This window comes from Paenibacillus silagei (genome assembly GCF_017874735.1).
Lineage (GTDB): Bacteria > Bacillota > Bacilli > Paenibacillales > Paenibacillaceae > Paenibacillus_AQ > Paenibacillus_AQ silagei.
This window is the reverse complement of the sequence record NZ_JAGGLV010000014.1, coordinates 145,653-158,394: the sequence shown is the minus strand read 5'-3', so window position 1 is coordinate 158,394 and position 12,742 is coordinate 145,653. Positions and strand designations below refer to the sequence as shown.

Annotated in this window: 13 protein-coding genes; 2 read left to right on the top strand and 11 right to left on the bottom strand. The window is 49.1% G+C overall.

The features are described 5' to 3' along the window. Window positions 1-195: 195 nt before the first annotated feature. The 11 genes from J2Z70_RS20500 to J2Z70_RS20450 form a co-directional block, all read right to left on the bottom strand. The gene (locus tag J2Z70_RS20500; RefSeq protein ID WP_209876305.1) at window positions 196-927 is read right to left on the bottom strand and encodes an amino acid ABC transporter ATP-binding protein; all 732 of its coding nucleotides are present in this window, start codon (window positions 925-927) and stop codon (window positions 196-198) included. A gap of 5 nt (window positions 928-932) precedes the next feature. Then, window positions 933-1,580 carry an amino acid ABC transporter permease gene (locus tag J2Z70_RS20495; RefSeq protein ID WP_209876303.1) on the bottom strand — a complete coding sequence of 216 codons (648 nt, stop codon included), beginning with the start codon at window positions 1,578-1,580 and terminating at the stop codon, window positions 933-935. 97 nt (window positions 1,581-1,677) lie between these two features. Beyond that, window positions 1,678-2,493: a transporter substrate-binding domain-containing protein gene (locus J2Z70_RS20490; protein WP_209876300.1), complete on the bottom strand. Its 816-nt coding sequence runs from the start codon at window positions 2,491-2,493 to the stop codon at window positions 1,678-1,680. A gap of 213 nt (window positions 2,494-2,706) precedes the next feature. Continuing rightward, the gene (gene aguB, locus J2Z70_RS20485) at window positions 2,707-3,582 is read right to left on the bottom strand and encodes an N-carbamoylputrescine amidase (RefSeq protein ID WP_036695594.1); all 876 of its coding nucleotides are present in this window, start codon (window positions 3,580-3,582) and stop codon (window positions 2,707-2,709) included. Between the two features lie 21 nt (window positions 3,583-3,603). Further along, window positions 3,604-4,632: an agmatine deiminase family protein gene (locus J2Z70_RS20480; protein WP_209876357.1), complete on the bottom strand. Its 1,029-nt coding sequence runs from the start codon at window positions 4,630-4,632 to the stop codon at window positions 3,604-3,606. A gap of 153 nt (window positions 4,633-4,785) precedes the next feature. Next, a complete protein-coding gene (gene yfcE, locus J2Z70_RS20475) occupies window positions 4,786-5,337 on the bottom strand; it encodes a phosphodiesterase (protein WP_209876298.1) in 552 nt (183 codons plus the stop codon). A 496-nt stretch (window positions 5,338-5,833) separates the two neighbouring features. After that, complete coding sequence (locus J2Z70_RS20470) at window positions 5,834-7,318, bottom strand: glutamate synthase subunit beta (protein ID WP_036723565.1); 1,485 nt, start codon at window positions 7,316-7,318, stop codon at window positions 5,834-5,836. A 293-nt stretch (window positions 7,319-7,611) separates the two neighbouring features. Then, on the bottom strand, window positions 7,612-8,607 hold the full coding sequence (locus J2Z70_RS20465; protein WP_209876296.1) for a permease prefix domain 1-containing protein: 996 nt from the start codon (window positions 8,605-8,607) through the stop codon (window positions 7,612-7,614). A 5-nt stretch (window positions 8,608-8,612) separates the two neighbouring features. Further along, complete coding sequence (locus J2Z70_RS20460; RefSeq protein ID WP_036723569.1) at window positions 8,613-8,939, bottom strand: PadR family transcriptional regulator; 327 nt, start codon at window positions 8,937-8,939, stop codon at window positions 8,613-8,615. Window positions 8,940-9,251: 312 nt separating this feature from the next. Next, complete coding sequence (locus tag J2Z70_RS20455) at window positions 9,252-9,419, bottom strand: aspartyl-phosphate phosphatase Spo0E family protein (RefSeq protein WP_245368397.1); 168 nt, start codon at window positions 9,417-9,419, stop codon at window positions 9,252-9,254. Between the two features lie 273 nt (window positions 9,420-9,692). Next, window positions 9,693-11,084 (bottom strand): helix-turn-helix domain-containing protein, encoded by a 1,392-nt coding sequence (locus J2Z70_RS20450; RefSeq protein ID WP_209876292.1) that lies wholly within the window; start codon window positions 11,082-11,084, stop codon window positions 9,693-9,695. A gap of 353 nt (window positions 11,085-11,437) precedes the next feature. Between J2Z70_RS20450 and J2Z70_RS34015 the strand changes: the two genes are divergently transcribed. Both J2Z70_RS34015 and J2Z70_RS20440 read left to right on the top strand, forming a co-directional pair. Further along, window positions 11,438-11,770, top strand: coding sequence for a helix-turn-helix domain-containing protein (locus tag J2Z70_RS34015; protein WP_209876290.1), 333 nt, complete (start codon window positions 11,438-11,440; stop codon window positions 11,768-11,770). A gap of 470 nt (window positions 11,771-12,240) precedes the next feature. Beyond that, window positions 12,241-12,735, top strand: a complete 495-nt coding sequence (locus tag J2Z70_RS20440; protein ID WP_209876288.1) for a hypothetical protein — start codon at window positions 12,241-12,243, stop codon at window positions 12,733-12,735. Window positions 12,736-12,742 lie beyond the last annotated feature (7 nt).

Here is a 12,742-nt window from a genome sequence, read left to right as displayed (position 1 = left end):
CACCCTATCCTTTTCTGCCGGAAATATAAGGATAAATCATTATGCAGAACCGCTGTCATCCTTATACTTTAAAAAAAGATATCGCCGAGCCTCCTCCCCGCCACCCTGGGCAGCTATTCACGCTTGGACTTATTGCCTATTTCTTACTCTTCTAATATAACCGATTAAATAACAATATTCTACTTTGGGCGATTCTTACAGCACCTTGGACAGAAACTCCCGTGTACGCTCATGCGACGGGCTGCCGAACAGCTGCTCCGGTGCACCCTGCTCCACTATGGCCCCTTGCTCCATAAAAAGCACCCGGTCCCCCACCTCACGGGCGAAGCCCATCTCATGAGTCACCACGACCATGGTCATCCCCTCACTTGCTAGCTCCTTCATAACCGCCAGCACCTCGCCCACCATCTCGGGGTCCAGGGCCGAGGTCGGCTCGTCGAACAGCATGATCTTCGGCTCCATCGCCAGTGCCCGGGCAATCGCCACCCGCTGGGCCTGACCGCCGGAGAGCGAGGCCGGATACATCTCCGCCTTCTCGCTAAGCCCTACCTTCTGCAGCAACTCCAGCGCCTTCTGCCTCGCTTGATCCTCCGTCCATTTCCGCACCTTCATCGGGGCCAGCATGATGTTCTCGATCACCTTACGGTGCGGAAACAGATTAAACTGCTGAAAGACCATCCCCACCTCGGTACGGATATCGTTAATCCTTGTGCTTTTGGCCATCAAGGAAGTGCCTTCAATCATAATATTGCCCGCTTGCGGCTGCTCCAGCAGATTAAGGCAGCGCAGAAAGGTCGATTTGCCGGAGCCCGAAGGCCCGATGACAACCACAACCTCCCGGCTGTGAATATCGACGCTGATATCCGTCAGTACCTGATGGGCACCGAATGATTTGTGCAGATGCTTGACTGAAATAACCGGTTCCATAGGGGCTACACCTTCCGTTCGATATAATTAAGCAGCTTGCTGAGCGAATAAGTAAGAATGAAGTAGATCAGTGCAGCGGTCAGATACGGCTCCCAGATCCGCAGGTATTGGCCTTTCATGGTATTGCTCCAGTACATAATCTCAGGGGCGGCAATCAGCGCCAGCAGCGAGGAATCCTTAACCAGCACAATGAATTCATTCCCGAAGGCGGGAACCATCCGTTTGATGGCCTGGGGCAGAATAATGAAGCGCATTGCCTGCTGCCGGGTCATTCCAAGGGATAGGGCCGCTTCCCGCTGACCGGGGTCGATGGACTGGATACCGGCGCGGAAGATCTCCGCAGAATAGGCAGCGGAATTGAGCGACAGCGCCACGAATGCGCTCATCAGCGCATAGGTTTTGCCGTAGAACAACGGGATCAGCCCGAAGTGGACGATCAGAATCTGCACATAGAGCGGCGTACCGCGGAAGATGTTGATATAGGCATGGAACGGCCAGCGGAAATACCATCTGGGCGCCATTTTACCGAAGCCGATAATCAGCCCCAGCAGGGAGCCGCACAGGATGGAGACCAGCGATACGCCGATGGTGAACAAGGTCCCTTTTAGCAGAACCGGTAAATAATGAATGATGATGTCGAATCTGAAATCCATAGAATTCTTCCCTTCTCTTCTGCTTGTGGCTTGCTAAAAAAAAGAAGCACGCGCAATAGCAATCATTACGCATGCTTAATTGTTGCTGGCCCTCATACTACTTCGCGTTCATAAGCGCCGCCGTGTCCGGCTCTTCGCCGAACCATTCCTTGTAGATCTCCGCATATTTGCCGTTCTCGATGACCTTCTTGATCGCCGGGTCCAGCTTCGCCTTCCATTCACTGCCCTTCGGATACAGGATGCCGTAGTACTCGGAGCCGAAATTCTCCTTGTCGATAATGCCGGTCAGCTTCTCCTTCGGATTGTTCTTGATGTATTCGTTCACGATGGCGATATCCGCGACCACCGCATCCGCCCCGCCGCCGTTCAGCTCCATCAGCGCTACCGCATTGCTGTCGAACCGCTTCAGCTTACCGTTGTCGACGCCCATAATGCCGCTCATCAGCTCATCGGCTGTCGTGGCTGCCTGAACCGCAACCTTCTTCCCCTTCAGGTCCAGGGCGGATTTGATATCGCTGCCTTCCTTCACCATGATCATGTTCGTAGATTCGAAATAAGGGATAGAGTAGTCATAGGTTTCCTTGCGCTCATCTGTAATTGATACCGAGGATACACCCGCCTGATATTCAGTGCCCTGCTTCACACTGGTCAGCATGGTATCCCAGCCTGTGTTGGTGACCGTGTAATCAATGCCGGCCTCCGCCATCACAGCCTTAATGAAATCAATGTCAAAGCCCTTGATCGTATCGGTATCCATATACTCCATTGGTGCATAGCTGGCATCGGTAGCGATTTTGAGGCTTTTCCCGTCCGCACTGCCGCCTTTCGCATCATTACCAGAGCTACAACCCGCCATTGCCAAGACCAGGAGTGCCACCATACCTGACATCGCCCATTTTTTCCGGATTCCCATTCTCCAATCCCCCTACTTATTTGTAAAATAACTTAAGGAGATTTTATCAGATTAAAGTAGTGATGACAATTAACTTTATCCTTTCGTGTAATATAATATGACATTATTATCGATATATTGTAACATCTCATGCAAAAAAAGCAGCCAAAATGCCCCGGAGAGAGCTCCGGCAGCTTCTGGCTGCTTAATGGTCTATACATATTAGCGCATAAGTTAGAAGGTCAGATCGCCATCATAGGAAGCAATCATCCGGTACAGCTCCGGACGGCGGTCACGGAAGATCCCCCATTCAATCCGGCCTACCTCAAGCGCATCCAGGTCGAATTCGCTGACCAGCACGGTCTGCTCATCCCGTCCGGCTTCGACAATCTTGTTGCCCTGCGGACCAGCGATGAACGACGAGCCGTAGAAATCAATGCTGGAATCCTCGTCAGTCTCCTTGCCGATCCGGTTGGAGGCCACGACAGGAATCAGGTTAGCGGCAGCATGACCCAGCATGCAGGTCTGCCAGTGATCCTTGGAATCGATTGACCCGTCCTGCGGCTCCGAGCCGATGGCTGTAGGATAGAACAGAATCTCCGCACCCATCAGGCTCATCACCCGGGCAGCTTCCGGGTACCATTGGTCCCAGCATACGCCGACTCCGATTTTGGCATAGCGGGTATTCCACACCTTGAAGCCGGTATCGCCCGGGTTAAAGTAGAACTTCTCTTCATAGCCCGGACCGTCAGGAATATGGCTCTTGCGGTATTTGCCCATCACGGTTCCGTCCGCATCAATGACCGCCAGCGAGTTGTACCGCGCATAATTCTTCTTCTCATAAAAGCTGATCGGCAGCACCACCTCAAGCTCCTTGGCGATGGCCTTGAAGTGGTTCACCGCCTTGTTCTGCTCAAGCTCCGTAGCATAGGCATAGTAATCCGACTTCTCCTTCTGGCAGAAATACGGCGTCTCGAACAGCTCCTGCAGCAGAATAATCTGCGCGCCTTGGGCTGCCGCCTCTCTAACCAGAGTCTCCGCCTTGCGGATATTCTCATCAATGTCGCCGGAACAGCTCATTTGCGTCGCGGCTACTTTTACTTGTCTCATGGTTGTTCCTCCTTGTATAGTCTAATTCACCGCAGGCATCTGCTGGGTGGTGCAATGCACGTTCCCGCCTTCGCCGATCACGGCCATTCCGTTCACCGTGCGGATTCTGCGGCCTTGGAACAGCCCGGCCAGCTTCTCCTCGGCAAGCTTGTCCGTCTCAGCCGCCGTACCGCCGAAGACGGGCAGGATAATACCGCCGTTCACAAAATAAAAGTTCAGATAACTCAGCGTCAGGCGGCTGCCCTCGAAGTCCACGCGGGGCGGCTGCTGAATACGGATAATCTCCAGCTTCCGGCCTTTGGCATCGACGGCCTGCTCCAGGATGCGCAGATTCTCCTGCGTAATCGCATAATTCTCATCCTGCGGGTCCTCGCAGACCTGAATAATCACCTTGCCCGGTGCCGCGAAGCAGGCGATGTTATCGACATGCCCGTCCGTCTCATCCCCGCTGAGGCCGCGCTTCAGCCAGATGATGGACTCCGTCCCGGTATATTGCTTGACATAACCGGCAATCTCTTCGCGGCTTAGCTCAGGATTACGGTTCGTATTGAGCAGACATTCCTCCGTGGTTAGCAGGGTGCCCTCGCCATCCGTATGAATGGAGCCGCCCTCCATCACCAGCGGAGCATCGAACGCGCTGACCTCCAGGTGCTTCAGTATCCGGGGAGCTACCTCATCATCGAGATCCCAAGGCGAGTATTTGCCGCCCCAGGCATTGAATTTCCAGTTGACCCCGGCCAGCTTCCCGTCAGGACCCGTGAGGAAGGTCGGTCCGTTGTCCCGCAGCCAGGCATCGTTGTGCCGGATGGGGAGCAGCGTTACATTGTCCCCAAGCGCCAGCTTCTCTACCGTATCCAGCTCATCCGGATTGACGATAACCGTCACCGGCTCGAATTCGGCAATCGCCCGGATAATCTCAGCATAGCCCCTACTAACCGCTTCATGATTATCAGGGTGTACCATAGAGTCCTTCACCGGCCAGGAAATGAAGGTCCGTTCATGCTTGGCCCATTCGGCCGGCATTGTATAGTGTAAATCACGTGGATGCATCATTTAGTTACCTCTGCTGTTTAGTTTTTGAAGCCGGGGATCTGCCCGCAAGCTCCTCACCCATCATACATGAATATGCCGGCAGGCTCAATTGCCGCGCAGCAATAATCCCTCTGGAAATATCCAGAGGGATTAGAGTGTGAAGCTGACTTGTTACAACCCGATCTGCTTGATGATATTGCCACTGAAGTCCTTAATGAGAAATTCCCCATTCTCCAGAACGCCGTAGGAGTTCGGGTTGTTCTCCTTCGGCAGCGCAATCGATCCGGGGTTGAGCACAGTAATGCCGTCCTTCACCTCTGCCACCGGCAGATGCGTATGCCCCTGAATGAACACATCCTGCGGGGATAGCGCCGGTAAGTGGTCGATGCTGAATCCGTGCCCGTGCGTCGCATAGATCTTGCGGCCCTCGTGCAGAATTAGCACATAATCGCCCATCATCGGGAACTGCAGCAGCATCTGATCCACCTCGGCGTCACAGTTACCTCTTACCGCCGCCAGCGATTTGCCCGATTGGCTGTAGGCATTCAGCTTATCGGCGACCCCCTGCGGGTTGTACCCCTCCGGCAGCGGATTCCTAGGTCCGTGATACAGGAAATCCCCCAGAATGACCAGCGTGTGCGGCTCCTCCTCCTCCGCCTTCGCCAGCGCCTGCTCCAGCCAGTACAGGGATCCGTGAATATCGGAAATAAACATCAGCTTCATGTGAGTGCTTCCTTTCTGTTGGTATAGTTTATTGGTATAGTTTAATGCCTGACTGCTGCTTATACACTAACTTCTACTATAACGCCTTGTGCCACTCCAGCTAAGACTCTCAGCCAAAATCCTGCCCAAAATGCAACATTCCGCTCAGCACTCCAGTCCCAATCCACAATTGTTGTATAAAAGGCAGTATTCCTTCTCCTCCGGGCGAAATAGCAGGCTGAATCCTGCATTCTGTGCAACAATACCGCGTAAAGCCCGCATATTGCCAGGTAGAAATTGCATTATGTGCAACATTAGATGCGAACACTGAACGCCACACCTGCATCCTATTATAGATGATCAGCCGGGGCGGGTGAACGCAAAGCAAGACGCCCGTGAGGGCGTCTCTTGGCAGACATCGCTTGGCAGAACACGCCGTATCAGGCGTTCCTTAACATGACGTCTCATAATGGAGCGAGCGCCAAACTCAAACTCTCTCCCCTTACTCCGTCATGCCTCAAGGCAGATTGGACGAGCCCATCAGGAAGCGGTCTACCTCGCGGGCAGCCTGGCGGCCCTCGTTAATCGCCCAGACCACCAGACTCTGGCCGCGCCGCATGTCACCTGCCGTGAAGACTCCCTCCACATTCGTTGCCTGCGCGCCGAACTCTGCCTTAACGTTGGAACGCTCATCGCGCTCCACGCCAAGCTCTCCCAGCACTGTCTCCTCCGGTCCAGTGAAGCCCAGAGCCAGCAGCACCAGCTGCGCTCGAATGACCTCCTCGCTGCCCGGCACTTCTACAGGGGCCATCCGTCCGTCCTCTGTGCGCTTCCATTCAATACGCACCGTGTGCAGCTCCTGTACATGTCCGCTTGCATCGCCGATGAAGCGCTTGGTGTTCACCAGATAGCGGCGCGGATCTTCCTCATATAGAGAAGCAGCCTCCTGCTGTCCGTAGTCCACCTTCAGCACCTTCGGCCATTCCGGCCAAGGATTGCCCGGCTGGCGGGTCAATGGCGACTGCGGCATAATCTCCAGCTGGATCACGCTGCGGCAGCCGTGGCGGATCGAAGTGGCTACACAGTCCGTCCCCGTATCTCCGCCGCCGATAACGACCACATCTTTGCCCGCCGCCGACAGATACTCTCCATCCGCCAGTTCAGAATCCAGCAAGCTCTTCGTGTTCAGCGTCAGGAACTCCATCGCCTGATGGATACCGCGCAGCTCCCGGCCTTCCAGCGGCAGGTCGCGCGCTTTGGTCGATCCGCCGCAGAGAACCACTGCATCGTTCTCCTCCTGGAGCTGCGCAGCAGTAATGTCTCTACCGATCTCAGTCCGGGTGACGAAGGTAACGCCCTCCGCCGCCAGCAGATCCACCCGGCGCTGTACCTTCTTTTTATCCAGCTTCATGTTTGGAATGCCATAGGTCAGCAGACCGCCGATCCGGTCCGCCCGCTCATACACCGTTACACTGTGTCCCGCCTTGTTCAGCTGGGCGGCACAGGCCAGCCCGGCAGGGCCGGAGCCTACGACAGCCACCTTCTTGCCCGTACGGGTAAGCGGCGGCTCAGGAACGATCCAGCCTTCAGCGAACCCTCTATCTACAATCGCTTTTTCGATCGATTTAATCGTTACCGAATCGCCGTTCTTCCCTACTGTACAAGAGCCTTCGCATGGCGCAGGGCAGACGCGTCCCGTGAATTCCGGGAAGTTATTCGTCTTATGCAGGCGCTTCAGCGCGACCTGCCAGTTCCCGCGGTACACCATGTCATTCCACTCTGGAATCAGATTATGCAGCGGACAGCCGCTCGCCATCCCTGACAACATACGCCCCACATGACAGAACGGTGTCCCGCAATCCATACAGCGGGCACCCTGCTCACGCAGCTGTTCTTCCTCCATCGGAACCGAGAATTCATTCCAGTTCTTAATCCGCTCCATTGGCTCGCATTCAGCAGGCGTCCGCCGCTGATATTCTATAAATCCGGTTGTTTTACCCATCCCTGTCATCCTCCGAGTCTCTCTGATTGGCCGCCGAAAGGTAATAGACGGCATTCATGCCCACACCCGGCTCCAAAAAGAAACACATTCTTCTGTCACCGTCCGTTATTCTGTCACTGTAAAGCAGCGAAGCAAGAGGCTATAACGGGGCTTCAAATCACCCCGGTACAGGCTCTTGCACGGTTATCATAAGGGGAATAAATGCCTTCATATTACCATCTATCCGCAGGGAGGGAACATGAGCAATGTCACCTTTTTTATTAACGTTGTGTGGCAAATAATGTACAGCAGACTCAGGCAGCATCTTTTTTCTTGAACATATTGTAGACCGAGCTGAACACCCCGAACAGAATGCCCGTTAACGGGAAGACGATCCAATTGATCTCCCACTGGTCGAACACGAAACCGCTGACCAGAAAAACACAGGTAACCAGCGGCCAGATAATAGCGGCAACCGCACCGACAATCCGATCCTCCTCCTTCTTCTCCTCCTGCTTCTCCTCACTGAAATCGCCGGTCTTCAGCAGTCTCTGATAAGTCCCCCGGATATTCCCGTAATACACGAAGAGGAAAACGGCTACAGCCACTATAATCAATAGAACAGCTACCCCGTAGGAAATGTATTCATCTCCAAACGCGGAAGATACAAAGATGGCAATCGGCGACAATACGCATAAACAAACACCCATGATAAGCGACAGCGTATAGGTGGCGGCAAAAGCGGACTGTCTCTGCTCAATATACGCCTCCAGCGGATACGGCAGACTGAAACCCGACTCCATGTATTTGTATTTCTCCATCTTCGTACCGCTGTAGATAAATAATGCGATAGCCGGACCGAGCAGCAGTAACAGGGGGATCAGCCCGATCATGCTCATAGCATCTTCAGAGAATACATTTCCCATGAACCCGTTCTCCCCCAGACCTGAGATCAGGATAAGCAGAGCAGCACCCAGCATAATTAGCCCAACACCCCAACCTACGAGCAAGCCGGATCTTTTTTTGGCAGCGATAAATCCCTCTACAGCAAGCTCATCCAGCATGGGCAGCATAGATAAACCTTCCTCCTTACGCACTTCTCCAAGCCCCAGCTCGCTGACCAGCTCATCAATGTTGCCGAATTCGGATATGACGATGCCCACCGCCTCGTTCTCCGACTTCCCTTCATGCTTCAGTTCATAGTATTTCTCCTCCATGTTGCCAAGCAGCTCCTGCTTCAGCATCGCCATCTGTTCCGTTTTGGGCAGAGATCCGAACATATTGTTCAAGTATCCAATGATGGTATCCAAGTTCCTCACAGCTCCTTTATGAATTTGTTGATAACTTCCTGCGTGATCTGCCATTCCTCGCATTTGGCCCGGTAGTAGGCAAGACCCTGCGGAGTGATGCGGTAGTAGGTGCGTCTTTTGCCAAACGTCTCATCCAGATAAAAGGAATCAATATAACCGTTCTTCTCCAGCCGGGTGAATGCCGAATAGAGTGTGGTTTCCTTCATAATGTATTTCTCTTCCGATAGCTTCCGTATGTTCTTGGAAATCTCATAGCCGTAAGACTCCCCGTCCAGAAGCATGTAGAGGATCATCGTGTCGTTGTATCCCCTAATCACATCACTGCTGATCAATTGCCTGCCTCCTATACTTCATCTGTCGTAGTAATTAAATTCAGTGTAGCACAATTACTACGACAGATGAAGTAGTGTTTATGATGAATGGAGAATTATTTTTAAAAGCGGGTTTATGGGCGTTTTTTGCTTGCTAAAGTTGGCTCAGATAATCTGTACTACCTTGACAAAAAAGCACCCCTCAGAGAGTTACCTCCAAAGGGCACTAAAATCGGCCTTATTCCTGCCCTTTACTATCCCGTTTTTCGGAATCATCTGATACACTGAAAGGGCGAGCGAACCCGACAAAGTTTCTCGCCCAAAGTCGATTGTTCACCCAATCGGCTTTTTCATTTGCTCACCTATCGAATTGTACTGATTAATCAATTCATCCAATACCATCGATTGTTTGATTACAGCCGGATGCTGAAAATTCTCGTGCTTTGTTGTAAGAGCATGAAGGCGATTCCTGGCACGTTCAATCCGTAACTGTATGAGCATGCTTTTTTGCATCGTAAAGCAACATCTCCTTTCTGTGATATTTTAGGTTTTTATGTCAAATAATTGCACGGCACTTAGATGACAACTGTCCATTTATTGTTAATATTGGTTGCAACAAATTTAAATTGCCGCCTTAATATACGAAAAAGCTTTCCCTCAAGGGAAAGCTTTTTCGTGCAAACCGATGAAGTTGTAATATCTTAGCCCCAACCAACGCCATGCCCCATTGTGGTTAATGTAGTCATAACAGGAGCCACAGTAGCAACAAGACAACTAAACGAAACTAAGAGGAACCATGTTTTTTTCCGCATTGATTCGATGCACCTCACTCACAAGTTTTTTAAATATCCTTTTCGCTTCTTGATCCGCATAATCACGATATTGTTCAAAAAGAGTCATACAGGTGATCATATTCCGTACACTTTTTATATTAACAGAAAAATCCAATCCTTCTAATATAAGATTAATTGCATTGTCCGGATTTTCCGGGCTTTTATTGAATTTATAGACACCCAAGTCACTTAAAAACTGAGCAAACTTTTCTCCTAAAATTGTTTTGTTATATTGGCCGTACTGACCCTCTATAGCTTGAAATGGAATATATGCCTTAAACCGCTCCAATATGTCATCAATGTCGAAACCAAATTGATTAGCCGCTTGAACAATGTTGCTCAAAGCAACAAAGATTTCTTCCGGATGATCGGCCACAAAATTAGCATAATCATATATTGCTTCAGCTTCACCAGACCATATTCGATACAGATATGTATTGGCTTTACCCCACTCAACGAATTGATTCATAAGGAATATAGCTTCCTCGTCATCTTCACGTATCCAAGACTTCCCTGCTGAATATAAAGCGACATATTTCAATGCTCCAGTGTAATCCTTATATTCTTCGCATACAGCGGAACGAACCAGCCAAGCATAAAGGATGTAGAAGTAGATTGGTCGTTCAGACTTCTTTTCACTTTCTCTAACGTTGTGTAAGTCATACTGAATTTGAGAAATCCGAAGCATTTCTTCAGCTAATTCATCTACCCTTTTCCACTTATGTACAGTAACCAGCACATCAATAAGGCACTTTAGTGCTTCCAACTGATCGGCTTCATGCAATCGATTCACGTAATCTTCAAATACCATCGCTGCTCTATAGTTTTTTTCCAAATCATTACCTAGCTCAACTAAAAATAAGCGATAACGGCAAAACGCCAACCGCTCGGAATGCTGAAATTTTTCAGCTTTACTCACATTATCATAGAGCAGTGCTGCTGCTTGATGATACTTACTGGCAAACAGTTCTTCAGCAACATCAAATAGCGCTGGAACATAAGACAAATTGTCAAGTAACCGCGTGACAATCCGCTCAATACAATCCAGACGCCCTAGAACTGCACACTTGATAATAAACGGACGTATTCTACGCATCGATACGAAAAAAGCAAAGCACTCTTCTACATATAAATCAAACAGAGCGACCTCCTCTAATCCCAACGCACCTGTAATTAATTCTAACTGCCTAACGGAGATTGGCCTGCTCCCCTGGAGTATCCGGCTAAGTGATCCAGAATTAATTCCAGAGAATGCAGAAAATTGAGCGTAGTTCATCTTCTTGCTCCGCATGTAGTTCAACAAAATCTGACGTATTGATTGTTCTACATCCAAATAGACACAATCCCCTTTCATGGAAGACCCATATTTTAGGATGTTCATAATAATTATAGTAGTTCTTAATCGAACGGTGGTCAACAATGCAATTTGGTGACTATTTAAATGATTAAAACTACCAAAAACCAGGGTGATTTGTTAAAGAAAACTCAATCATCAGAAGGAACATAGGATTGCCGCTCGCTGGTACATGTTATATGAATGATAACTATTAGTATATACATCTTATAAAATCAATTCAATCATATAAAGTGTATTTTTCTCCTGATTTCAACCATATATCCGTCTGCCTATTTATCCCTTTCTTACCTACACTTTTAGTCAAGCAGTCTTCTGAAAGGAATGAATACATGGTGGATTACTCCCTTACATTAGTACGCATCGGACAACTGGTACGCCAATGCAGACTCAGTCAAAACTTGACTCAAGAACAATTAGCTGAGTTGGTCGGGACCAGCCACACGACCATCGGAGCCATCGAGCGAGGGGAACGTAATGTCACCGTCCGCTCTCTGCATCGAATAGCGGATGCATGCCAAACAGATCTATTCTCCATGCTCTTGGTAGACCAACCTAATAACGAGCAGTTGTCTTCCATCATTGCGCTACTGATTGATCGAAGCCCCAGCGAGTTGCGCACAGCCTTGAAGGTGCTTCAAAGTATTTTTCAGCCACCTTCCTAGATAAAAAGCAAAAAATTATGGAAAGTGACTTTACCTAAATTTCAGAAAGCCGCGTTACCTAATGCGGAAGTAAATGTGATCCGTTTTATGAGCATGGGGCTACTAGTCACGTTATCCGAGGTGCTTGATTTACCAGAAATAAAATAATCCATACAAACGACTAAAGATTGAAGGACGTGCAAGTAGCAAACGGATAAATCTATCTGTTACTGGTTGCACTTATAATATTTATTTATCTATAAATAAATTAAATAGAATAATCTAATCTTGCATACTATTTTCAATGGGTTGATGACATCTGCCGTATCTATTTTAAAGCATGAAATTAAATAAATCACAAAATCCAACATTTTACTTTTTGTTTCTACCTAATTTTTTTAAAAATACAAAAAAAGTCCTATTTACTAACATAAAATGGATATGATAGATTAGTGGTGCAATTACATCTATTTAATGGGAGGAATTTTGTAATGAAACTTAAAAAACTGGCAGTGTCTCTGCTAACAACGGCTTCTTTACTGACATTTATTGTTGTTCCAAGCACTTATGCTGCTGACCCGGTAGTAGAAACTAGCAGCACGTCGTATGCAGTTAGTTCGGTAGTTGTTACTACAAATTCTACAGAAGAAAATACGAACGCAATCGTGACACCATTCGCTTTATTGCAAAACTATACCTTTGGGCCTCTTTCATCTACCGACTATACAACGCTGGATTGGTTCAACCATTACTCTTACGGAAATATAACGGTAAAACTTGCCCAGTATCCCTCTTATGGTGACGGGACTGTATCTATTCAGTATATTTTGAGAGCTTCTGAAAAAAATAGTGTATCAATCGCTGGTAACTATAATAGTGCTACTAGAACATTAACTTGGGAGAATGTTCAAGCGGGAACTTATGCTTTGGAAATAAAAAATATTGGAGTTATAAATGCTAGTGGATACGGATCAATCAATGATTAAGTAAAAC

Bases quoted from the DNA above. Each gene is read 5' to 3' on its own strand.
- J2Z70_RS20440 (WP_209876288.1), top strand. From the start codon at position 12,241: ATGAAACTTAAAAAACTGGCAGTGTCTCTGCTAACAACGGCTTCTTTA.
- J2Z70_RS20490 (WP_209876300.1), bottom strand. From the start codon at position 2,493: ATGGGAATCCGGAAAAAATGGGCGATGTCAGGTATGGTGGCACTCCTG.
- aguB (WP_036695594.1), bottom strand. From the start codon at position 3,582: ATGAGACAAGTAAAAGTAGCCGCGACGCAAATGAGCTGTTCCGGCGAC.
- J2Z70_RS20495 (WP_209876303.1), bottom strand. From the start codon at position 1,580: ATGGATTTCAGATTCGACATCATCATTCATTATTTACCGGTTCTGCTA.
- J2Z70_RS34015 (WP_209876290.1), top strand. From the start codon at position 11,438: ATGGTGGATTACTCCCTTACATTAGTACGCATCGGACAACTGGTACGC.
- J2Z70_RS20470 (WP_036723565.1), bottom strand. From the start codon at position 7,318: ATGGGTAAAACAACCGGATTTATAGAATATCAGCGGCGGACGCCTGCT.
- J2Z70_RS20455 (WP_245368397.1), bottom strand. From the start codon at position 9,419: ATGCTCATACAGTTACGGATTGAACGTGCCAGGAATCGCCTTCATGCT.
- J2Z70_RS20500 (WP_209876305.1), bottom strand. From the start codon at position 927: ATGGAACCGGTTATTTCAGTCAAGCATCTGCACAAATCATTCGGTGCC.
- J2Z70_RS20480 (WP_209876357.1), bottom strand. From the start codon at position 4,632: ATGCATCCACGTGATTTACACTATACAATGCCGGCCGAATGGGCCAAG.
- yfcE (WP_209876298.1), bottom strand. From the start codon at position 5,337: ATGAAGCTGATGTTTATTTCCGATATTCACGGATCCCTGTACTGGCTG.